Origin of the sequence: Halomonas pelophila (assembly GCF_040196315.1) — a bacterium.
Taxonomy (GTDB): domain Bacteria; phylum Pseudomonadota; class Gammaproteobacteria; order Pseudomonadales; family Halomonadaceae; genus Halomonas; species Halomonas pelophila.
This window is the reverse complement of record NZ_JBEGCI010000021.1, coordinates 37,110-58,416: the sequence shown is the minus strand read 5'-3', so window position 1 is coordinate 58,416 and position 21,307 is coordinate 37,110. Positions and strand designations below refer to the sequence as shown.

The 21,307-nt window shown below is 66.0% G+C and carries 19 protein-coding genes; 15 read left to right on the top strand and 4 right to left on the bottom strand.

Features of this window, described 5'->3' with window-relative positions:
• Positions 1–86 (top strand): IS3 family transposase (locus ABE957_RS17340; protein ID WP_349759924.1); only part of this gene is annotated, 86 nt, incomplete at its 5' end.
• A gap of 110 nt (positions 87–196) precedes the next feature.
• On the opposite strand, the gene ABE957_RS17335 is transcribed toward ABE957_RS17340, so the two are convergent.
• Entirely contained in the window at positions 197–1,042 is an 846-nt protein-coding gene (locus ABE957_RS17335) for a glycine betaine ABC transporter substrate-binding protein (protein WP_349759922.1), read from the bottom strand.
• A 144-nt stretch (positions 1,043–1,186) separates the two neighbouring features.
• On the opposite strand from ABE957_RS17335, the gene ABE957_RS17330 reads away from it, so the two are divergent.
• The 12 genes from ABE957_RS17330 (at position 1,187) to ABE957_RS17275 (ending at position 14,519) form a co-directional block, all read left to right on the top strand.
• Positions 1,187–1,765, top strand: coding sequence for an anti-virulence regulator CigR family protein (locus ABE957_RS17330; protein WP_349759921.1), 579 nt, complete (start codon positions 1,187–1,189; stop codon positions 1,763–1,765).
• A 57-nt stretch (positions 1,766–1,822) separates the two neighbouring features.
• Positions 1,823–4,261, top strand: a complete 2,439-nt coding sequence (locus ABE957_RS17325; RefSeq protein WP_349759920.1) for a Lon protease family protein — start codon at positions 1,823–1,825, stop codon at positions 4,259–4,261.
• Positions 4,245–5,048 carry a universal stress protein gene (locus ABE957_RS17320; RefSeq protein WP_349759919.1) on the top strand — a complete coding sequence of 268 codons (804 nt, stop codon included), beginning with the start codon at positions 4,245–4,247 and terminating at the stop codon, positions 5,046–5,048. The genes ABE957_RS17325 and ABE957_RS17320 overlap by 17 nt, the downstream gene beginning before the upstream one ends.
• 98 nt (positions 5,049–5,146) lie before the next feature.
• On the top strand, positions 5,147–6,106 hold the full coding sequence (locus ABE957_RS17315) for a LysR substrate-binding domain-containing protein (RefSeq protein WP_349759918.1): 960 nt from the start codon (positions 5,147–5,149) through the stop codon (positions 6,104–6,106).
• A gap of 286 nt (positions 6,107–6,392) precedes the next feature.
• The gene (locus ABE957_RS17310; RefSeq protein ID WP_349759917.1) at positions 6,393–7,055 is read left to right on the top strand and encodes a cysteine hydrolase family protein; all 663 of its coding nucleotides are present in this window, start codon (positions 6,393–6,395) and stop codon (positions 7,053–7,055) included.
• Positions 7,056–7,064: 9 nt separating this feature from the next.
• Positions 7,065–7,913 carry an oxamate carbamoyltransferase subunit AllH family protein gene (locus ABE957_RS17305; protein WP_349759916.1) on the top strand — a complete coding sequence of 283 codons (849 nt, stop codon included), beginning with the start codon at positions 7,065–7,067 and terminating at the stop codon, positions 7,911–7,913.
• Positions 7,914–7,937: 24 nt separating this feature from the next.
• Positions 7,938–9,473 (top strand): acyl-CoA synthetase FdrA, encoded by a 1,536-nt coding sequence (gene fdrA / locus ABE957_RS17300; RefSeq protein WP_349759915.1) that lies wholly within the window; start codon positions 7,938–7,940, stop codon positions 9,471–9,473.
• A 47-nt stretch (positions 9,474–9,520) separates the two neighbouring features.
• Positions 9,521–10,930, top strand: a complete 1,410-nt coding sequence (locus tag ABE957_RS17295) for a YlbE family protein (RefSeq protein WP_349759914.1) — start codon at positions 9,521–9,523, stop codon at positions 10,928–10,930.
• Between the two features lie 9 nt (positions 10,931–10,939).
• On the top strand, positions 10,940–11,914 hold the full coding sequence (locus ABE957_RS17290; RefSeq protein WP_349759913.1) for a carbamate kinase: 975 nt from the start codon (positions 10,940–10,942) through the stop codon (positions 11,912–11,914).
• A complete protein-coding gene (locus tag ABE957_RS17285; protein WP_349759912.1) occupies positions 11,907–12,296 on the top strand; it encodes an allophanate hydrolase-related protein in 390 nt (129 codons plus the stop codon). The genes ABE957_RS17290 and ABE957_RS17285 overlap by 8 nt, the downstream gene beginning before the upstream one ends.
• Positions 12,293–13,546: a cytosine permease gene (locus ABE957_RS17280; RefSeq protein ID WP_349759911.1), complete on the top strand. Its 1,254-nt coding sequence runs from the start codon at positions 12,293–12,295 to the stop codon at positions 13,544–13,546. The genes ABE957_RS17285 and ABE957_RS17280 overlap by 4 nt, the downstream gene beginning before the upstream one ends.
• Positions 13,547–14,030: 484 nt before the next feature.
• Positions 14,031–14,519 (top strand): hypothetical protein, encoded by a 489-nt coding sequence (locus tag ABE957_RS17275; RefSeq protein WP_349759910.1) that lies wholly within the window; start codon positions 14,031–14,033, stop codon positions 14,517–14,519.
• Here ABE957_RS17275 and ABE957_RS17270 read toward each other — a convergent pair.
• The 3 genes from ABE957_RS17270 to acnB form a co-directional block, all read right to left on the bottom strand.
• Positions 14,516–16,399 (bottom strand): glycerophosphodiester phosphodiesterase, encoded by a 1,884-nt coding sequence (locus tag ABE957_RS17270; protein ID WP_349759909.1) that lies wholly within the window; start codon positions 16,397–16,399, stop codon positions 14,516–14,518. The genes ABE957_RS17275 and ABE957_RS17270 overlap by 4 nt on opposite strands.
• A gap of 157 nt (positions 16,400–16,556) precedes the next feature.
• Positions 16,557–17,045: a ribonuclease E activity regulator RraA gene (gene rraA, locus ABE957_RS17265; protein WP_349759908.1), complete on the bottom strand. Its 489-nt coding sequence runs from the start codon at positions 17,043–17,045 to the stop codon at positions 16,557–16,559.
• 254 nt (positions 17,046–17,299) lie between these two features.
• The gene (acnB, locus tag ABE957_RS17260; protein WP_349759907.1) at positions 17,300–19,903 is read right to left on the bottom strand and encodes a bifunctional aconitate hydratase 2/2-methylisocitrate dehydratase; all 2,604 of its coding nucleotides are present in this window, start codon (positions 19,901–19,903) and stop codon (positions 17,300–17,302) included.
• Between the two features lie 294 nt (positions 19,904–20,197).
• Between acnB and ABE957_RS17255 the strand changes: the two genes are divergently transcribed.
• On the top strand, positions 20,198–20,647 hold the full coding sequence (locus ABE957_RS17255) for a DUF1289 domain-containing protein (RefSeq protein WP_349759906.1): 450 nt from the start codon (positions 20,198–20,200) through the stop codon (positions 20,645–20,647).
• Positions 20,647–21,288 carry a MiaE family protein gene (locus ABE957_RS17250; protein WP_349759905.1) on the top strand — a complete coding sequence of 214 codons (642 nt, stop codon included), beginning with the start codon at positions 20,647–20,649 and terminating at the stop codon, positions 21,286–21,288. The genes ABE957_RS17255 and ABE957_RS17250 overlap by 1 nt, the downstream gene beginning before the upstream one ends.
• Positions 21,289–21,307 lie beyond the last annotated feature (19 nt).

The following is a 21,307-nucleotide window of genomic DNA, read 5'->3' as shown; positions in this document are numbered from 1 at the left end:
ACTACTACAACCATCAGCGAATCAAGCAGAAACTAAAAGGCCTGAGCCCCGTGCAATACAGGGCTCAGGCCATGGCTACCGGTTAAGAGAACCAACCGTCCAACGATTGGGGGTCAGTTCACGATGGCCGGGCGCTGTCGTGCAGCGGTGCTGTTTACGTCGTGTCGGGCAGACCGTCGTGCCAGGCTGGCCGAGGTCAGTCGTCCTCGCCCAGCCACTGGGCGACGAGCTCGGGGTGCGCCTCGACCCAGGCGCGGGCGTTGGCCTCGTAGTCGCCGTTGGCCTGGTTGGCTTCCATCAGCCCCTGGACGTCCTCGGCGCTCCAGGCGAAGCGATCCAGGATCGCGGTGATCGCCGGCTTGTCTTCGGCGAGCCCCTGGCGCGTCACGGTGTGGATGCGCTCGTCCCGGGAGTAGAGGCCCTTTGGATCCTCCAGGTAGCGCAGCGACCGCCCCGAGAAGACCGGGTGCGGGGCCCAGGCGGTGACGACGATCGGTTCCTGGCGGCCCATCGCGGTCTCCAAGGTCTTGGTCATGGCCGCGTCGCTGCCGGCGATCAGCCGCCAGTCGTCGAGGCCGTAGGCGTCCATGGCCCGCTCGGTCAGGGCCATGATGCCGGCGCCCGGGTCGATGCCGTGGATGCGCTCGCCGAAGGCGTCGCCGGCCTCGGCCAGGTCGGCGATCGAGGTCGCCTCGGCGTAGTCGGGCACGGCCAGGCCGACGCGGGCGTCGGTGAGGTTGGGGCCGAGGTCGTCGATCCGGTCGCCCGCGGCCTCGAAGTAGCTGGCCTGGGTGACCGGCAGCCAGGCGCCGGTGAAGGCATCCAGCTCGCCGACGGAGAGTCCTTGCCAGATCGCGGCCAGGCTCACCGAGCGGACCTCCACCTCGTGGCCGGCGTCCTCGAGGACCGCCTTGAGCACGTAGGTGCTGGCCTGACCGGTGGCCCACTCGCCGATGCCGAGGCGCAGGGTGTCGGCCTGGGCCAGCGGGCTGATGGCGCCGAGCAGCAGGCCGGTGGAAGCGAGCAGCGTACGCAAGGTCATCTCAAACATCTCCAGCAGGGGCAGAAAAAACACTTTCGGACGGCCCATGATACCCGTTCTGGCGCCATGACGAAGCCTTCTTGCACATGCCCTGCACGTTGTCTGACTAGACTGCGGATACGTTTCCCCATCAAGGAGGTCGTCATGAAGCGTACCGGTTACTCCTCATCGCTGGTGATGGGCGTCGCCCTGGGGCTGGCGCTTGCCGCCACGCCGCTGCTGGCGCAGCCCGGCAACGGCCAGGGCGTCGGCAAAGGCGCCCAGCAGGCGGGCCAGGGGCAGCAGGTTCGGGGCAACCCGGGGCAGGGCGGCCATGGCCAGCGGGGCAAGGGCCCGTCCGGCGAGGACGAGCGCTACCGCGAGGCGCGACACGACGACGATCGCTACCGGGATCGCGCGCATGACCGCGACTTCGATCGCGATCATGATGACTGGCGGGATCGACGCCTGCGCATCGACGAGGACGACATCCGCGATATCTTCCATCGCCGTCGCGACTATCTCCACTACGACGAGCGCGACCGCCTGCCGCCCGGCATCCGCATGAACCTGGAACGCGGCAAGCCCCTGCCGCCGGGGATCGCCAAGAACTTCGATCCGCGCCTGCGCCGCGAGCTGCCGCACTACGAGGGCTACGAGTGGCGCCGCGTGGGCGCCGATGCCGTGCTGGTCGATATCACCAACGACATCATCCACGAGGTGATCCACGACATCCTGCGTTGAGCACCGCGCGCCGGCGGTGAGGCGCCAGCGGGAGAGGGGGAGAAGAGGAGGACGGTCATGCTGGAGCCCCTGGATGTCAGCCAGGTGTATCGACGCTGTGCCACCGAGGCGTTCGCCTTCGAGATCACCAGCGAGCTCGAGTCGCTGGACCTGCTGAGCGGGCATGAGCGGGCCCGGGACGCGCTGAATTTCGGCACCGCGATTCGCAGCGACGGCTTCAACCTCTTCGTGCTGGGGTCGCCCGGGCACGACCGCGAGAGCCTGGTGGGGCGCTTTCTCGCCGAGCTGGCCAAGCGCGGCCCCGCGCCCGGGGACTGGTGCTATCGCTACAACTTCGATGATCCGGCCGCGCCGCTGGTGCTCTCCCTGCCGGCCGGCATGGGGCGAGCCCTGCGCGAGGATCTGGACGGCCTGATCGAGGAGCTGAGTAGCGCCATTCCCGCGGTCTTCGAGAGCGAGGAGTACCAGAACCGCCTCCACGAGCTGAAGCAGGCCATGGGCGAGCGACAGCGCGATGCCGTCGAGACCGTGCGTGGCGAGGCCCGCGAGCACGGCATCCTGCTGCTCTCCACCCCCAACGGCTTCACCTTCGCGCCGGCCGATGGCGACAAGATGATGGCCCCGGAAGCCTTCGAGGCGCTCCCCGCCGAGCAGCGCGAGCGCATCGAGCAGAAGGTCGAGGAGCTGCAGCGCAAGCTCACCCAGGCGATTCGCCAGATGCCGCGGCTCGCCAAGCAGCTGCGCGAGCAGGCCAGCGCGCTCAATGCGGAGATGCTCGAATCGGCCATCGACGCGCCGCTCGACGAGCTCAAGGAGCGCTACGCCGCCCAGCAGGGCGTCATCACCCACCTCGAGGCGATTCGCGAGGCGATCCTGTTCAATGCCGAGTCCTTCATCGAGGAAGACCCCGAGATCCCGGCGGAGGCGCTTTACAGCCGCATCCAGATCAACCTGCTGGTGGATAACGCCGGGGCCAAGGGAGCGCCGGTGATCCACCAGGATCTGCCCAGCCATCAGCACCTGGTGGGGCGCATCGAGCACCACGTGCACAACGGTACCCTGCTCACCGACTTCCTGCTGATCCGCGCCGGCGCTCTGCATCGCGCCAACGGCGGTTACCTGGTGCTGGACGTGCGCGGCGTGCTCACCCAGCCGGGGGCCTGGGAGACCCTCAAGCGGGTGCTGCGGGCCGGTGAGATCCGCACCGAGTCCCTGGAGCAGGCCTATGGCCTGATCAGCACCGTGACCCTGGAGCCGCAGCCGATCCCGCTGGACGTCAAGATCGTGCTGCTCGGCGACCGGCTGCTCTACTACCTGCTCTGCGAGCATGACCCGGAGTTCCTCGAGCTGTTCAAGGTGCAGGCCGACCTCGAGGACGAACTCGATCGTGACCGCGAGCACGAGGCCTTCTACGCGCGCATGGTGGCGACCCTGGCGCGCACCGCGGCGCTGCGCCCCCTGGACCGCGAGGGCGTGGCCGCGGTGATCGAGCGCGCCAGCCGCCTGGCCGACGACCAGCGCAAGCTGACGGCGCGTCACCGCGACCTCCATGACCTGCTGCTGGAGGCCGACCACTGGGCCGGCGAGGCGGGGGATCGGGTGATCGATCGGGCCCATGTCGAGAAGGCGGTGGCGCAGCAGCTCTGGCGGGCGGGGCGCCTTCGCGAGCGCAGCCATGAGCTATTCACCCGCGGCACCCTGATGGTCGCCACCGAGGGGCGCGTGGTTGGCCAGGTCAACGGCCTTGCGGTGATGCAATTGGGCGAGACCGCCTTCGGCCAGCCCACGCGCATCACCGCCACGGCGCGTCCCGGCGAGGGCCGGGTAGTCGATATCGAGCGCGAGGCGCGCATGGGCGGGCGGATCCATGCCAAGGCGGTGATGATCCTTTCGCGCTATCTGGCCAGCCGCTACGCCGCCCTGGGGCCGCTGTCGCTCTCGGCGAGTCTCGCCTTCGAGCAGTCCTACGGGGGCGTCGAGGGTGACAGCGCCTCGGTGGCCGAGGCCTGTGCCCTGGTCTCGGCCATCGCCGGGGTGGGGCTCGACCAGGCCTTCGCCGTGACCGGCTCCATCGACCAGCACGGCAGGGTCCAGGCGGTGGGCGGGGTGAACGAGAAGATCGAGGGGTTCTTCGATGTCTGCCGGGCCCGTGGCGAGCTTTCGGGTCAGGCGGTGCTCCTGCCGAGGACCAACGTCGAGCACCTGATGCTCAAGGGCGAGGTGCGCGAGGCCATCGAGCAGGGGCGCTTCCGGGTCTTCGCGATCTCCCGGGTGGACGAGGCCCTGTCACTGCTCACCGGCTTGCCCATCGGCGAACCCGACGCCCGGGGGCGCTTCCCCGCGGGCAGTCTCGAGGCGCGGGTGGCCGAGCGGCTGGCGCAGTTCCGCGAGGCGGTGACGCATGCTCGGCAGGCCGAGCGCGGCCTGGCCGACGGCGAGGCTGAAGAAGAGAAAAAGAAAGAGGAAGAGAACGAGGAGGATGACGATGCCCCCTGACGAGGCGCGACCGCCCCTCGGTGACGATCCGAGCGCCAGGGCGGCCGGCAAGGAGGTCAGGGTCGTCCGGGTGCTGACCCTGGTCGATGCCTCGCGCCACAGCCTGGCCGCGCTGGCCGCCGCGGTGGATCTCGCCGCGGCGCGCCACGCCGAACTGGTGGCGCTGTTCGTCGAGGATCAGGAGCTGGTGAGCAGCGCCGGCTTCCCCTTCGCCCGGGAGATCGGGGCGGTCTCCGGGCGGGCGCGCCGGCTCTCCCGCGAGGAGCTCGTGGCCGGCCAGGCGCGCCAGGCCCGCCGCGTCACCGAGGCGCTGGAGGCCGCGGTGGCCGGGCTGGAGCTCCGCCACGAACTCAGGGTCAGCCGTGGCGGGATCGTCAGCGAGGCCCAGGCCCTCGCCGGGCCGGGGGACGTGCTGATGCTCGGCAAGGCCGGCTTCTCGGGGCACTGGGGAGTGCGGCTGGGCTCCACCAGCCGCGCCCTGATGCGGGAGGCGCCCTGCACGGTGATCATCTGGGACGAGCGGCTGCCGCTGGCTCACGGCCCCCTGCGTACCCTGGCCGAAGGTGATGCGCAGGCACACTCCCTCCTGGAGATCCCCGAGGCTCTGGCGCGGCTGTTTGAGGGCGTGGAGGTCCTGGAGGCGGGCGATGCGCGGGAGCTCGAGCAGCGGCTCCGGCGGGTGACCAGCGGCGCGCTGCTGCTGCATCGCCCTCGACTCGCGCGGCTGGCCGAAGAGGATCCGGACCTGCTAGCACGGCTGCCGATCCCCGTGATCGTCGTGCCCTGAGAGATGTCACGGATCATGGATCTGTATAACGGCGAAATCATCGCCTTCCAGACCGGGCCTCGTCCGGTGCCCGGCACAGTAATAACTGCCATAATGGCGTGCTGGCGCGCACCCCCTTCCGCCGGGTGACGTTTTTACTCGATGCGATGCTATCTATGCCCTTTTCCCGAGACGTTCTGAACACCATTCACCTGATTGCCAAATCCGGCAGTTTTGCTGTAGCCGCCGACCGCCTTAACCGGGTGCCTTCGGCGGTGAGTTACACGGTTAAAAAGCTGGAGGACGAACTGGGCTTTCCGCTGTTTGACCGCAGCGGCCGCAAGGCGCGCCTGACCGATGCCGGGCAGTATTTTATTGACCAGAGCCAGTGGCTGGTGGATTCGTATGACGAACTGGTGCGCAATACGGCGATGATCAGCTCTGGGACAGAGATGTCCTTTTCGGTGGCCATCAATAACATCGTCAACCGTGAAGGGCTGGTGGATTTTATCGAGCAGCTGGACCGCGAGTTTCCCGCCACTCGCATCAGCGTGAAAACTGAGGTGTACAACGGCTGTTGGGACGCGCTCTACGACCGGCGCGCCGACCTGGTGATTGGCGCACCTCACGCGGCGCCGATACTCGAGGGCATCGTCTATCAGTCGATTGGGCACATTGACTGGGATTTCGTGGTGGCCCGCCAGCATCCGCTGGCCAGGCGCACGGCAGTGCTCGGCGCTGAAGCGCTGCGGGCCTACCCGGCGATTGTGGTGAAAGACACCTCGCTGCATATCCTGCCGCAGGATACCTGGTCGCTAGCGGGGCAGAAAATCATTTACGCGCCGGATCTGACCGTTGCCATCAACATGATCGAGCGGGGCATTGGTATCGGTTACGTGCCCCATCACCGCATTCGGGAATGGCTGGACGAAGGCTGGCTGCTGAAAAAGGCGATTGCCGAACACAAGCAGCCTACCCAGCTGTTTTATGCCTGGCACGCCCATCGCGAAAGCCCGGTTCTGCAATGGTGCACTGACTATCTGACCCGCAGCGAGAACCGGCTGCGCTGGTGCCAGTAATCCGCTCGTGATCTAGATCAGCTTATTGTCCATACACTGGTGAAAGAAGCCGAAACGACTCATCAAAAAAACCGATGATTTGGCCGAATCCGCCTCGCGCCTGACCCTCCCCTGTTTTTCCCCCGCGCAAAGCCCGCCCCTTTGTCAGATCCCCGCGTCATTGTTCAACTTAATTGTTCTAACCGGACAGATTGTCTCACTTTTGCCGCTGTATCGGCGGGTCTAGTATCGTTTTCAGCTCTTGACGACGAGCCGCTTTCACCCATAGCCGAAGGGGAATTGCATCATGATGAAAACATTCCAAGCCGATCCGTTTGCCCTGGATTTTGATCCGCGAACCACCGCACTGGTGGTGATTGACATGCAGCGCGATTTTGTTGAGCCAGGCGGTTTTGGCGAAGCCCTGGGTAACGACGTCTCCCTGGTCCGCGGTGCCATCGAGCCCTGTGGTCGTGTCCTACAAGCTGCCCGTGACGCCGGTCTGATGGTGATTCACACCCGCGAAGGTCATCGCCCGGATCTGACCGACTGCCCACCGGCCAAACTGACCCGCGGTGGTAAAACGTTTATCGGCGAGCAAGGCCCCAAAGGCCGCATTCTGGTGCGTGGTGAGAATGGCCACGACATTATTCCGGAACTCTACCCGGTGGCCGGTGAGCCGATTATCGACAAGCCGGGCAAGGGCGCGTTCTATCAGACCGATCTGCATCTGATCCTGCAAAGCCGCGGTATCAAAACCCTGATTGTCTGCGGTGTGACCACCGAGGTGTGCGTGAACACCACCGTGCGTGAAGCCAACGACCGCGGCTACGAGTGCATCATTCCGGAAGACTGCACCGGCTCCTACTTCCCGGAATTCCATAAGTATGCGCTGGAGATGATCAAGGCCCAGGGCGCCATCTGTGGCTGGGTAACCAACGCCGACAACATCATTGCCGGACTGAAGTAGACCGATACGATGATCATCGCCCAGAGCTGCGGCTATTTGTGCCCCCGCCAGTCATTTGATGGCCAGGTGCACAGCGTATTTCAGCGCTCGGTGAATATCGTTACCGGCCTGCGCGCTACACCCTGGGTGTCGATCCTGGACACCTCGTTGTCCGCCACACCGACTGCTTTCCAGTGCGCTCTAGCGACGCTTGGCAATCTGGCGACGGCACTGCGGACGGGCGACGGGGCGTTCATGCGCGGCGGTGTCATCCGCTTCAAGCCGTCACGGGGTTTACAGGTGAATACGGCCACGGCGCAGCCCTGGCAGCGGGCACCATTGATCGCCGCACTGGATGATTCACGGCTGCAACACAATCTGGCAGCGCTCGAGCCGGCGTTACTTGGGCATGTGAGCTCGGTGTCGGGCCGACCCGTTGCCAGTCTGGATGACTATCTGAATGCCGCCGGGCTGAGCGTGCCCGCGCAGCTTGGGGCACGCCCTGAAGCGCTGTTCGGCAACCTGGGAAAGGGCCAGGGGCTGACACCGGCCGGCGATGATTTTCTGCTGGGTGTGCTGGCTGCCGCCCACGGTTTACGGCCTTTATGGCCCCAGGCGGACCAGGTGTTTCAGCGCTTGGCCACACCGGGATTGCTCAACACCTGTCGGACCACCGATGTCAGCGCCCATTACCTGCAGCTGGCGCTGGCCGGGCATTTCTCGCAACCAGTGCAGTGGCTGGTGTACCACCTGCTGCACGGTACTGACGACTTAACGTTACAGCATTCGCTGCACGCCACCCTGGCCATTGGCGCCAGTTCCGGCGCCGACACCTGCGCCGGCATTATTTATGCCATCCATCAGCTGTCAGCGCTTTGAGACTTAGAAAGAACGGGGTTTCCTATGGCAACGCAACACAAAGTATTTAAAAACCTGTATCAGGATTCGGTATCGCTGATGCAGGTTTCTTCCCGCCTGGACAAGATGGACGGCATCGACGGAGCGTCCGTTGTGATGGGCACCGAAGCCAATCTGGCGCGCATTGCGGATGCCGGTTTTGGCGAGAGCATCAGTGCCAAGCCTAGCGATCTGGTGATTGCGGTGCAGGGCGAAGCCGCCGCTTGCGATGCTGCCATGGTTGCCGCTGAGCAGGCCCTGGCGGAAAAGCCCGATGACAGCGGTGACGGCGTGCCCTCTGCCGAGCCTGTACGCAGCTTTGCTCTGGCGCTGGAGCAGCATCCCCAGGCTAACCTGGCACTGATTTCCGTGCCCGGGGAGTACGCCGCAGCGGAGGCCATCAAGGCGCTTAACCTTGGCCTGAACGTGATGATGTTCAGCGATAATGTCTCCATCGCCGACGAACGGATCATCAAGCATCTGGCGCAGGAAAAGAATCTGATGGTGATGGGGCCGGATTGCGGCACCGCCATCATTAACGGCATTCCCCTGGGCTTTGCCAATGTGGTGCGCCGTGGCGCGATTGGTGTGGTGGCTGCCTCGGGTACCGGCCTGCAGGAAGCTACCTGCCGCATTCATCAGCTGGGTGAGGGCGTGTCGCAGGCGCTGGGCACCGGCGGCCACGACCTGCATCAGGACGTGGGCGGACTGTCCATGCTGCACGGGCTGCAAGCGCTGGCAGACGATCCGCAAACCGATGTCGTTGTGCTCATTTCTAAACCCCCCGCACAGGCCATCGCCGACAAGATTCTTGCTCAGGCCGCCTCCATCGCCAAACCGGTGGTGGTCAACTTCCTGGGGCAGGGCAGCCCGGCGACAGCAATGGACGGCGTTTACTTCGCCGATTCACTGGCCCACTCGGCCGAGGTGGCCGTGGCGCTTTACCGCCACCAGGCAGAGCCGGCCGCACAGCCGTGCAGCCAGGCCGACAGCGACACCGTATCGCGGCTTGCGGCGGGCTTGAGCGACGCCCAGCGCTATATTCGCGGCGTGTTTGCCGGCGGCACTTTCTGCTATGAGGCACAGATCATTGCTGCGGGCTATGACGTGCGGGCAAGTTCCAACACGCCGTCAAAAGGCAACCGCGAACTGACCGACCTCTGGCATAGCCAGGGCCACACCATTGTGGACCTGGGAGATGACGCCTTCACCCAGGGATGTCCGCATCCCATGATCGACCCTACGCTGCGTAACCAGCGTTTACTGCAGGAGGCGCAAGACCCGGAAACCGCGGCTGTTCTGTTTGATCTGGTGCTGGGCTACGGCGCTGCGGAAGAGCCGCTGACCGACCTGCTGACAGTGATCGAGCAGGCTCGGCAACAGTCGGCGCCGCCGGTGTTTATCGCCCACGTGTGTGGTACCGATGCCGACCCGCAATCCCGTCAGCAGATCCAAAAGGCCTTGCGTGACGCCGGCGTGCAACTGGCCGACAGCAATGCCCATGCGGCGCATTTGGCCGCCAGCCTGGTGGCCGGTCTGTAACTGCATGTTTTGCCCTTATTTCATTTTTTAGCGAGATGGTGAACACAGTGAACGCCCTTTTTACTCAGCAACTGACGGTTCTGAATGCCGGTTTGCAAAGCTTTGCCGATAACATCACCCGCGCCGGCGGCGATGCCGTCGCGCTGAGCTGGCAGCCCCCGGCCGGTGGCGACCGCGAAGGTGGCAGGGTATTGGCCAGCCTGCTGAATCATCCGCAGATTGAAGCGGCCAATGAACAGGCCATGGCGCAGTATCTGGCCGCCCAGCCCATGCTGGTTGACGTCATGCGCGCTGGAGAAGCCATACCGGCTCTGGATAAGCACAAGCGCATCCTGCACGCGGGCCCGCCCATTGCATGGAACGATATGTGCGGCCCGGTGCAGGGCGCCATTCTCGGGGCCATCCTCTACGAGCAGTGGGCCGACACTCTGGAGCAGGCGCAAGCGCTGATTGAACAGGGCGAGGTCAGCTTTGAGCCCTGCCACCATTATGATGCCGTGGCCCCCATGGCCGGCATCATCAGCCGCTCGATGCCCCTGTGGGTGGTCGAGAACACCGAAAACAGTCAGCGTGTGTTCAGCAACTTCAATGAAGGCCTGGGCAAGGTGCTGCGGTTTGGTGCCAACGGCGATGGGGTGATCGAACACCTTCAGTGGATGGGCACCGAGCTGGCTGAGGCCATGAAAGCCATGCTGGCAGAATCCGGTCCGATTGAGCTGAAGCCGATCATGGCCCAGGCACTGCACATGGGCGACGAAGTGCACAACCGCAACATTGCCGCCACCGGCCTGCTGATGAAGCAGCTGCTGCCGGCGCTGCTTAGCACCGCGTTACCGGTAGAGCAGATCCAGCGCGCTATCCGCTTCATTACCGCCAACGACCACTTTTTCCTGAACCTGTCCATGGCGGCATGCAAGAGCATGCTCAAGGCCGCCGAAGGCGTGCCCGGCAGCACCATGGTCACGGTGATGGCGCGCAACGGCGTGAACTTCGGCATTCGCCTGTCCGGCACCGGTGACACCTGGTTCCAGGCGCCGGCGAATCCGGTGGACGGTCTGTTCTTCCCCGGCTATGGCGTCGACGATGCTGCTGCCGATCTGGGCGACAGCGCCATCACCGAAACCGCCGGGGTGGGTGGCTTTGCCATGGCCTCATCACCGGCCATCGTGAAATTTGTCGGCGGCACTCCCGCCGATGCCACCCAGAACAGCCGCTCCATGCAGCGCGTCACCATCGGCAGCAACCCGGCATTCACTCTGCCGGCGCTGAACTTTGCGCCCACCGCCGCGGGGATTGACGCGCGTAAGGTGTTGGACAGCTCGGTACTGCCCATTATCAACACCGGTATCGCCCACAAGCAGGCCGGCGTCGGCCAGATTGGCGCCGGCATCACCACTGCGCCCATGTCCTGCTTTGTTGACGCCCTGAGCGCACTGGCCCGGCAGATCAGCCGTTAGGAGAACGTCATGACCAGAAAACCCCTTGCGATCGTTGCCTTCGGTGGTAACGCGCTGATTGACGACGACGCCCACTGCTCCATCAACGACCAGTACCAGATGGTCTGCAACAGCGTGGGCTATCTGGTGGACCTGATCGAGCAGGGCTGGTCGCTGGTGCTGACCCACGGCAACGGTCCCCAGGTGGGCTTCATCTTGCGCCGTTCGGAGCTGGCCGCCCCTGAGGTGGCACCGGTGCCGGTGGACTACGCGGTGGGCGATACCCAGGGCGCCATTGGCTACATGTTCCAGAAGGCCATGGTGAACGAGCTGCAGCGGCGCAAGCTGCAGCGCCCGGTGGTGACGCTGGTCACCCAGACCCGAGTCAGCCGTCAAGATCCGGCCTTTGCCACCCCAAACAAGCCCATCGGGGCGTTCATGGACAAGGCCTCGGCCGAGCAGTGCGCTGCGGAGCTGGGCTGGCACATCATGGAAGACTCCGGACGTGGCTGGCGGCGCTGCGTGGCCAGCCCCCAGCCTCAGGAGATTATCGAACTGGAGAGCATTCGCAGCCTGTTGGACAGTGGCGCGCTGGTCATTGCCTGCGGTGGTGGTGGTATTCCGGTTGAGCGCGACGGCGACGGCAACCTGCGCGGCGTGGAAGCGGTGATCGACAAGGACGTCGCCTCGGCCCTGCTGGCCAGCGAGTTGCACGCCGACATGCTGATTATCCCCACCGGGGTAGAAAAAGTGGCGATCAATTTCGGGCGGCCCGACGAGCAGTGGCTGGACAGCCTGACCCCGGCAGATGCCCGCGCCCTCAGTGAGCAGGGCCAGTTTGGCGAAGGCTCGATGAAACCGAAGGTGGACGCCCTGCTGAAATTCTTGCAGGGCAACCCTGATGGCAGCGGTCTGATTACCAAAGCCAGCACCCTGATGCGGGCGATGGATCGTCACACCGGCACCTGGATTGGCAACAACCTGATGGAGAAGCACCATGACTGAGACAGCCCTGTTGGCCGTGAACGGCACTCTGATGCGCGGTCTGAAACTGAATCCGAATCTGACCAGCGCCGGTGGCCGCTTTGTGCGTGAAGACAAGACCGACGGCTACTATCGCCTGTGGTCCATCAACGACGACCATCCGGCGATGATCCGCACCCTGGAGCCTGCCGCGCAAGTGGAACTGGAAGTGTGGGAGCTGCCGATGGCGGCCTTTGCCGCCGTGCTCAGCAACGAGCCGGCGGGTCTATCCATCGGTAAGGTAAAACTGGCCGACGGCAGCGAAGTGCTGGGTGTGCTGGGCGAGCCCTGGCTGGTGGAGGGCCAGCGTGAAATCACCGCCACCGGCGGCTGGCGCCGCTATACCGAAGGGGAAGGCATATGAGCCGCGCGACAGAAGCAACCGCCAATTCCGCCTCCGGCTTTCAAGTCTCCATTATTCTGCTGGGCATACTGGTGACGCCGGTGGTGCTGGCGTCCTCAAGCCTGGGCAGCCAGCTTACCCTGGGCACAGCGGCCATTGCCATCGCCGTCGGCAGCATCATCCTGGCGTTGCTGGCGGCCATCAATATTTCCATTGGTGAGCGGGCAGGAATGCCCACCTACGGAATTGTGAAATACTCGTTCGGCAGGAAGGGCGCGGTCGCCATCAATATTCTGATGGCCATCAGCCTGTTTGGCTGGATTGCAGTGACCGCCAACACCTTTGGCCAGAGCGCCCACGACCTGCTGTTGCGGCAGTTTGGCCTGGACCTGCCGGTACCGGCCATCGTGACCTTCGGCTGCATGATCTTTGTTGCCTCCACCGCTTTCGGCTTCGAGGTGCTAGGCAAGGTGGCCAGGTTCGCGGTGCCCATCATCGCGCTGCTGATGTTCTACATCCTGTACCTGGCGCTGACCAGCGAAGTGCCGCCGGCCATCGCGGAAAAGGTCAGTGATCTGAGCTTTGGCGCGGCGGTGTCGTCCATCGTGGGCACTATCATTGTGCTGGTGGCCACCTCGCCGGATTTCGGCGCCTTTGTCCATAATCGCAAGCACGCCATCATCGCTGGTCTGCTGACCTTCGGTGTGGCCTATCCGGTGCTGTTTCTGGTGGGCGCGGTGCCGGGCTCCATGACCTCCCAGGACTCGCTGCTTGCGGCCATGGCCATCATCGGTACCACCTTGCCGGCCACCATTCTGCTGATCTTTGCCTGCATCACCGGCAACGCAGGCAATATGTTTCAGGGCACTCTGGTGGTTTCCACGCTGTTCAGTGCTTTTGCAAAATGGAAGATCACTGTGGCGCTGGGCGTGCTGGCAGCCGTTGTGGGCAGCATGGATATCATGGGCTGGTTTATCCCCTTCCTGCTGTTTCTGGGTATTGCGACACCGCCGGTGTGCGGCATCTACATTGCCGACTATCTGGTCAATCGTCGCCAAGGCTTTGACGAGGCGCGGCTGGACAGCGATACGGCCATCAAGCCGGGGACCTTCGTGGCCTGGGGCCTGGCCTCATTCGTGGGGTTCTGTACTGTAAACGGCTGGTTCACGCTGAGCGGTATCCCGTCGATGGATTCCATACTGGTGGCGTTTCTGGGCTACCTTCTGCTGTCGCGCGTGGGCGCGGGTAAGGGCGCTGCGCAAACCTCCTGAGCCGCGTCGACTATGCCATTCAGGCCGGGCGCCCAAAAGGCCCCGGCTTTTTTCGCTACAGCCGCCCGGCGTGTTGCAACCCGTTTGCCCGTTCGTCAGGGGCCCTTGGTCTGCCGTCATAATAGGTTCATCGCAGATTAGCGTGAAACACGCAGGCCGTTCGTCGCGAGGCTCACGAGCACGGCATTCTTCGGCTTTCCAGGCCCAACGGCTTCACCTTCGCTCCGGCCGCTTGGCCGGCGACCAGCGGCGCGCTGTTGCTGCATCGCCCTCGGCTCGCGCGGCTGGCCGAAGAGGACCACGACCTGCTGGCACGGCTGCCGATTCCCGTGATCGTCGTGCCCTGAGCCTGGCGCCCTGATCGCGGTGCCTTGAGCGACGTCGCGTTGGCCCAGGCGATCGACCCGAACGATACGTCCCCACAGGGCGGCGAGAATTTGGCAAGATGGCGCCCCCTGTAAAGGCGACGCGGGAATCGATCGGGATGACATACTTGCTGGTGATGGGGGCCCTCGCGCTCTCCGTCTGCTTTACCCTGGGTTGGGGGATGATCGGCATGGGGCGCTGGCTGGGCCGCCGGCTGCCCGGCCGGGGCGGCTCGGCGTCCCGGCAGAAGGCGCGGCGGGCGCCGAATCGGCCGAAGGCCGCACCCAAGGCCGCTGCCAAGACGCCCCCCAAGGCCACGAGCAAGGCCTCGCCCCAGGGGAGCGGCCGGGCCACCAAGGCCAAGGCTCCCTCGGAGCCCTGGCGCCTGACCTGCTGGCTGGCCCGTCGGCGCTCGTCGCTGCCGCTGGGCCTGCTGACCCTGCTGCTCTATGGCGGGAGCCGCCTGGCCGAATACGGCATGGCCTTTCGCCCCCACGAGGCCCCCGGGGAGTTTCATCGCCTCGTCGGTGTTCTGGGCTGGAGCGCCGCCGGGCTGCTGGCCCTCGCCGCCGTGAGCCTGCTGGCCGCCTGGCGCTGTCGCCGCTAGCCCCTCAGCCAGTTGCGCAGCTTGACCAGCAGCAGGGCGCCGTCGCCCAGGCGCCGACGTTCGGCGATCAGCCCGGCAAGCAGGGCCGGACGATCGGTGATGATGCCGTCCACCCCCAGGTCGATCAGTCGTGACATGGCGCTGCGCTCATTGAGGGTCCAGGCGTGAAGCGCGTAGCCGTAGTGCCCGGCCAGGCGGATCTCCTCCTCGTCGATGCGGTTGTGGCGCAACGCCAGGGCATCGAAGCCGCGACGCTCCAGGCTACCCGACAGCACCAGCTGGGCCAGCAGGGTGGTGCCGAGGCGCGGCTCGCGCCGCGCCGCCTCGCGCAGCAGCCAGGGCGAACGGGTGGCGACGCGCATCTGCCCCATGATGTCGGGGTCGCCACAGGCCAGGGCGCTCACGCGGTCCTCGGCGCGCTGCCGGCAGGCCCGGCGATGCGCCCCTTCCTGACGCAACTCGTCGAACACCGCCTCGAGAAGGTCGAGCTCGCGGCCGGGGTCGGGCTTGAGTTCGATCAGCAGCCAGGCGCGCCCACGCGTCAAGGCGAGCGCCTCGTCGAGCCCCGGGATCCGCTCGCCGACGAAGGCGGGATCGAACCAGCGGCCGACATCGAAGGCTTCAAGCGACGCCCGCGGCAGCTCCCCGATCCGACGGTCGTCGCCGGCCAGTCGGCGGAGGCTCGCGTCGTGATAAAGCACGACGCGGTCGTCGGCGGTCAGGCGCACGTCGATCTCGATGCCGTCGGCGCCGTCCCGCATGGCCTGGTCCAGCGCCGCCAGGGTGTTCTCCGGCGCCTTCAGCGAGCTGCCCCGGTGGGCGATGATCTCGACCTCGTCGCGGATCTCGAAGCGGTTGACGATCAGCCAGGCCTGGCCGATGGCGAAGAGCACCACGGTGAGCTCCACGGCCCAGGCCAGGCGGCGCGGATGGCTGCCGGGCGGGGGCGGTTCGGGGCGTGGCTCGCGGTGGGCCAGCCGCAGGTAGAGGCAGGTGGCCTGCAGGGCATTGGCGGCAATGCCGCCGAAGGCGATGGCCAGGGTGATGAGCAGGTAGGCGGTGAGGTAGGCGAGCATGGCCGGGATCAGCACCGCGTTGCGCTCGGGCAGCCACCACAGCAGCGGAGTGACGACCCGGTCGAACAGGGCGGTGGCGAGCAGCGGCAGGCCGACGATGCCGAGCAGCAAGAGCAGCACCGCCGCGGCGATGTGGCGTCCCTGGCCCCGGGTCAGCCGCATGCTGCGGCTGAGGGCCGCCCGGGGCGACAGCCCCTCCAGGGTCAGCACCGTCAGCGCCAGGTGCCAGCGCACGTAGAGGCCGCCCGCCAGCAGGGCCCAGGCCAGCACCGGCACCAGGGCACTGGTGAGGAAGGCCCAGAAGGCCGGCGGACGCGCGCGCTGCACGAAATAGGGATCCAGATCGCCGAGGAAGAGGTCATGCAGCCCGCCCAGGGCGAAGACCAGGGGGGTGAGCAGCAGCAGCTGGGTGCCGACCTGCATCACGATCAGGCCGCCGATCGCCGGCACTCGCCGCAGGGTGGCCCACAGCGCCTCGAAGGCCAGGCGCACGTGCTGGCCATGGGGGCGCACCGCGACGAGGATCATGCCGGACTGCTGCAGGTAGAGCACCAGGAAGGTCAGGCCCACCGCGGCCAGCAGCCACAGGAGGCCCGCCGGACTCATCAGCAGGGCGATCAGCTCGCCGTTGGTGATCACCGGCCGGCCGAACTCCCCGAGCAGGCTCGACAGCGTCCAGCCCACGGCCGGCAGCAGCAGGCTCGAGGCCAGCAGGGTGAAGAAGAGGTGATAGGCGATCAGCGGTCGCAGGTGCTCGCGCAGGGTGCGCAGCACGTCGCCGCTCAGTCGTGACAGGGCCAGCATGGACGCGCAAGGGTGACTTCGATGCCCTCAGGGTGACATCGCGTCTCCCGCCCGGGCAAGGGAAGGGGGCCGCCCCGTAACGCTTTGCCGGCGGCCCTGCCGCCTGGCCTATGAACCCCGCGGAGGCTCGCGGGGCCCTCATGAGCCATCGGGCGGCTCAGCGTTCCAGGTCCAGCCGTTCGTCGGCGATCAGGATGCCGTTGTTGTCGGCATAGAGCCACTGGCCGGGCTCGATGGTCACGCCGGCGACGGTCACGGGCAGGTCCCGCTGGCCCTCGCCGCGCTTCTCGCTCTTGCGCGGGTGGGCGCCCAGCGCCTGGATGCCGAGCTCGGTCTCGGCCAGCACGTCGACGTCTCGCACGCAGCCGTACATCACCACGCCGGCCCAGCCGTTGCCGGCGGCCTGCTCGGCCAGCATGTCGCCGAGCATGGCGCAGCGGGTCGAGCCGCCGGCGTCGACCACCAGCATGGCACCGTCGCCGGGTTCGGCCACGGCCTCCTTGACCCGGGAGTTGTCCTCGAAGCACTTGACGGTGCGGATCGGGCCGAAGAAGGCCTCCAGGCCGCCGACGTTGACGAAGATCGGGTCGAGCACCTGGACCTCGGGGTAGGCGTCGCAAATATCCGGGGTAACGATCTGGCTCACGGGGATGGCTCCTGATGTCGGTCGTGATGTCGAGACTCGCCGATGATGCCACGGCCGGGGCAGAACGACAGGTCCCCTTTGGTGGCAGACCTCTGGTGGTAGACATCGTCCGGTGAGCGGTGAAGCGGCAACACGAGCCGATAAGATACAGAGCCAAAAAAAAGCGCCCTCGGAGGGGCGCTTCGGTCATCGGCTCCGGCCACCGCGAGCGGCGGCCTTCGATGTTGCGAGCATCGGAGTCGACTGTGAGAGTATCAGGCTTCCTGGGCGACCGGAATTACGTTGGAAGCGGCGTTCTGATACTCCTCGATCTCGTGGAAGTTCATGTAGCGATAGATCTCGCCGGCCATGGCGTCGAACTCGCCCATGTAGCGGCGATACTCGTCGACGCTCGGCAGGCGACCCTCGACCGCGGCCACGGCGGCGAGCTCGGCGGACGCCAGGTAGACGTTGGCGCCGTCGCCCAGGCGGTTGGGGAAGTTGCGGGTCGAGGTCGAGACCACGGTGCTCTTGGCGGCCACGCGCGCCTGGTTACCCATGCACAGCGAGCAGCCCGGCATCTCCATGCGCGCGCCGGCGCGGCCGTAGATGCCGTAGTAGCCCTCCTCGGTCAGCTGGTGCTGATCCATCTTGGTCGGCGGCGCCAGCCACAGCTTGGTCTTCAGGCTGCCGGCCGGCTGCTTTTCGAGCAGCTTGCCCGCGGCGCGGAAGTGGCCGATGTTGGTCATGCACGAGCCGATGAAGACCTCGTCGATCTTCTCGCCGGCGACCTCGGAGAGCAGGCGGGCGTCGTCCGGATCGTTCGGGGCACACAGCACCGGCTCCTTGAGCTGCTCGAGATCGATCTCGATGACCTCGGCGTACTCGGCGTCCTGGTCGGCGCGCATCATGCTCGGGTTGGCCAGCCACTCCTCCATGCCCTGGATGCGACGCTCGATGGTACGGCGGTCGCCGTAGCCGTTGGCGATCATCCACTTGAGCAGGGTGATGTTGGACTTCAGGTACTCGGCGACGGAGTCATCACCCAGAGTGATGGTGCAGCCCGCGGCGGAGCGCTCGGCGGAGGCGTCGGAGAGCTCGAAGGCCTGCTCGACGGTGAGGTCCTCGAGGCCCTCGATCTCCAGCACGCGACCGGAGAAGGCGTTCTTCTTGCCGGACTTCTCGACGGTCAGCAGCCCCTGCTGGATGGCGTAGTAGGGGATGGCGTGGACCAGGTCACGCAGGGTGACGCCGGGCTGACGCTCGCCCTTGAAGCGCACCAGCACCGATTCCGGCATGTCCAGCGGCATCACGCCGGTGGCTGCGGCGAAGGCGACCAGGCCCGAGCCTGCCGGGAAGGATATGCCCAGCGGGAAGCGGGTGTGGGAGTCGCCGCCGGTGCCGACGGTGTCGGGCAGCAGCATGCGGTTGAGCCAGCTGTGGATGATGCCGTCGCCCGGGCGCAGCGAGACGCCGCCGCGGTTCATGATGAAGTCGGGCAGGGTGTGGTGGGTATCCACGTCGACCGGCTTCGGGTAGGCCGCGGTGTGGCAGAAGGACTGCATCACCAGGTCGGCCTGGAAGCCCAGGCAGGCCAGGTCCTTGAGCTCGTCGCGGGTCATCGGCCCGGTGGTGTCCTGGGAGCCCACGGTGCTCATCTTCGGCTCGCAGTACATGCCGGGACGCACGCCATCCATGCCGCAGGCCTTGCCGACCATCTTCTGGGCCAGGGTGAAGCCCTTGCCGGTGTCGGCCGGCTGCTCTGGCAGACGGAAGACGTCGGAGGGGGCGAGGCCCAGGGACTCGCGCGCCTTGGTGGTCAGGCCGCGGCCGATGATCAGCGGGATGCGCCCGCCAGCACGCACCTCGTCGAGAATCAGCTGCGTCTTGAGCTCGAAGGTGGTGAGCACCTCGTCGGTGCCGTGCTTGCACACCTTGCCCTCGTACGGGTAGACGTCGATGACGTCGCCCATCGCGAGCTTCTCGACGTCCATCTCGACGGGCAGGGCGCCGGAATCTTCCATGGTGTTGAAGAAGATCGGGGCGATCTTGCCGCCGAAGCAGAAGCCGCCGGCGCGCTTGTTCGGGACGTTGGGGATGTCGTCACCGAAGAACCACAGCACGGAGTTGGTCGCGGACTTGCGCGAGGAGCCGGTGCCGACCACGTCGCCGACGTAGGCGACCGGGAAGCCCTTGGCCTTCACCGCCTCGATCTGCGCCAGCGGACCCTTTACGCCCTGCTCCTCGGGCTCGATGCCGTCACGCTCGTTCTTGAGCATGGCGTTGGCGTGCACCGGGATATCGGGGCGCGACCAGGCATCCGGGGCGGGGGAGAGGTCGTCGGTGTTGGTCTCGCCCGGCACCTTGAAGACGCTGAGGGTAATCTTCTCGTCCAGCGCCGGCTTGGAGAGGAACCACTCGGCCTCGGCCCAGGACTGGATGACGTCCTTGGCCACGGCGTTGCCGGCCTTGGCGCGCTCTTCCACGTCGTGGAAGGCATCGAACATCAGCAGGGTGTGCTTGAGCTGCTCGCCGACTTCCTTGGCCAGGTCGGCGTCGTCAAGCAGCTCGACCAGCGAGACGATGTTGTAGCCGCCCTGCATGGTGCCCAGCAGCTTCACCGCGTGGATGCGGTCGATCAGCGGTGACTCGGCCTCGCCCTTGGCGATGGCGGTGAGGAAGCCGGCCTTGACGTAGGCCGCCTCGTCGACACCGGGCGGAACGCGATTGGTGAGCAGGTCGAGGACGAACTCTTCCTCGCCGGCCGGCGGGTTCTTCAGCAGCTCGACCAGGGCGGCGACCTGCTCGGCGTTCAGCGGCTTCGGCGGCACGCCCTCGGCGGCGCGCTCCTCGACATGTTGGCGATAGGCTTCAAGCACGTTGGGACCCTCATCGGTAGTGGCGGCCAGGGCCGGCGATCCTCGTCGAGTTCTCGACGAACGGCACGCATCGGCACGGAAACGAGTCTGGCAGACCCGCCCGGTTTGGCCAGGGTGTCAGCGGTGCCGCGATTCTAGATGAAACTGTCGACAATGTTAAGTTGAGCCCGTGGTTGCGGCCTTGAACTTTGGTCGGCGGTAATGGACGGGGGGGTAACTTCGGGATGCCAGGGCGCCGCCCTGCGCGGTACCATGCTCGTTTGCCAATGCACCTGTACGTCAACGGGAGGTCACATGGGAGAGCGCATCGTCTCGCCCTGCGTCGGCGTCTGCTCGACCACTCTGGGAGATCGGGTGTGTCGCGGCTGTCAGCGCACCGACAGCGAGATCCGCGACTGGCCGGCCTACAGCGGCGGGGAGCGCCGCGCCCGCCTGGCCGACATCGACCGCCTGCGTGCCGAGATCGCCGCGCGCTACCTGGCAGTCGAGGATGAGGCGCTCCTCGAGACCCAGCTGCAGCGCTATCGCATTCGCTTTCGCGCGGATCAGCCGGCGCTCTCCCGGGCCGTGGAACTGCTGCGGGTGGGCCGCGGCCGCATCCAGGAGCTCGCACGTTACGGCCTGGCCGGCCACGACCACCAGGATGCCGCCTCGCTGCACGCCGCGATTGCCCGGGACCTGCTCGCCGCCGTGGACCGGCGCCTTTCGACTTCCTTCGATTCCACCGACCTGCCGACACCATGATGCCCTCGACCGATACCCTTGAAGTGCCCGCTTGCCAGGACCTGCTGCCCGCCGAGCTGCTGTCGTTCTTGCCCTGTGCCACCCCGGATGCCTGGGTGGACTGGGCGCTCGCCAACCCCGAACTGCTGCTGATCGATCACGCCCAGTGCGAGAAGAAGGCGGCCTCCACGGCCATGAGCCTGCTCTATCGCTACGTCGACCAGCCGCTGCTGCTGAGCAAGATGAGCCAGCTCGCCCGGGAGGAGCTGCTGCACTTCGAGCAGGTCGTCAAGCTGATGGAGGCGCGGGGGATCGTCTATCGCCATATCAGCGCCTCACGCTATGCCGAGGGGCTGCGCCGCCACGTTCGCGGCGAGGAGCCCGAGCGGCTGATCGATATCCTGATCATCGGGGCGCTGATCGAGGCGCGCAGCTGCGAGCGCTTCGCCCGGCTGATTCCGCATCTGGATGATGAGCTTGCCAAGTTCTACCGCAGTCTGGTTAAGTCGGAAGGTCGCCATTTCGAGGACTATCTGATGCTGGCGCGCCGCCTGGCCACGGCGCCCATCGACGCGCGCATCGCCTTCTTTTCCGATCGCGAGGCCGAGCTGGTCACCATGCCGGACACGGTCTTTCGTTTTCACAGCGGTGTGCCGGCCTGAGGCCATCACTTCCGCCACG

Bases quoted from the DNA above. Each gene is read 5' to 3' on its own strand.
- ABE957_RS17280 (WP_349759911.1), top strand. From the start codon at position 12,293: ATGAGCCGCGCGACAGAAGCAACCGCCAATTCCGCCTCCGGCTTTCAA.
- ABE957_RS17270 (WP_349759909.1), bottom strand. From the start codon at position 16,399: ATGCTGGCCCTGTCACGACTGAGCGGCGACGTGCTGCGCACCCTGCGC.
- ABE957_RS17275 (WP_349759910.1), top strand. From the start codon at position 14,031: ATGACATACTTGCTGGTGATGGGGGCCCTCGCGCTCTCCGTCTGCTTT.
- ABE957_RS17310 (WP_349759917.1), top strand. From the start codon at position 6,393: ATGATGAAAACATTCCAAGCCGATCCGTTTGCCCTGGATTTTGATCCG.
- ABE957_RS17305 (WP_349759916.1), top strand. From the start codon at position 7,065: ATGATCATCGCCCAGAGCTGCGGCTATTTGTGCCCCCGCCAGTCATTT.
- ABE957_RS17290 (WP_349759913.1), top strand. From the start codon at position 10,940: ATGACCAGAAAACCCCTTGCGATCGTTGCCTTCGGTGGTAACGCGCTG.
- ABE957_RS17325 (WP_349759920.1), top strand. From the start codon at position 1,823: ATGCTGGAGCCCCTGGATGTCAGCCAGGTGTATCGACGCTGTGCCACC.
- fdrA (WP_349759915.1), top strand. From the start codon at position 7,938: ATGGCAACGCAACACAAAGTATTTAAAAACCTGTATCAGGATTCGGTA.
- ABE957_RS17335 (WP_349759922.1), bottom strand. From the start codon at position 1,042: ATGACCTTGCGTACGCTGCTCGCTTCCACCGGCCTGCTGCTCGGCGCC.
- ABE957_RS17255 (WP_349759906.1), top strand. From the start codon at position 20,198: ATGGGAGAGCGCATCGTCTCGCCCTGCGTCGGCGTCTGCTCGACCACT.
- ABE957_RS17285 (WP_349759912.1), top strand. From the start codon at position 11,907: ATGACTGAGACAGCCCTGTTGGCCGTGAACGGCACTCTGATGCGCGGT.
- ABE957_RS17320 (WP_349759919.1), top strand. From the start codon at position 4,245: ATGACGATGCCCCCTGACGAGGCGCGACCGCCCCTCGGTGACGATCCG.
- ABE957_RS17250 (WP_349759905.1), top strand. From the start codon at position 20,647: ATGCCCTCGACCGATACCCTTGAAGTGCCCGCTTGCCAGGACCTGCTG.
- ABE957_RS17330 (WP_349759921.1), top strand. From the start codon at position 1,187: ATGAAGCGTACCGGTTACTCCTCATCGCTGGTGATGGGCGTCGCCCTG.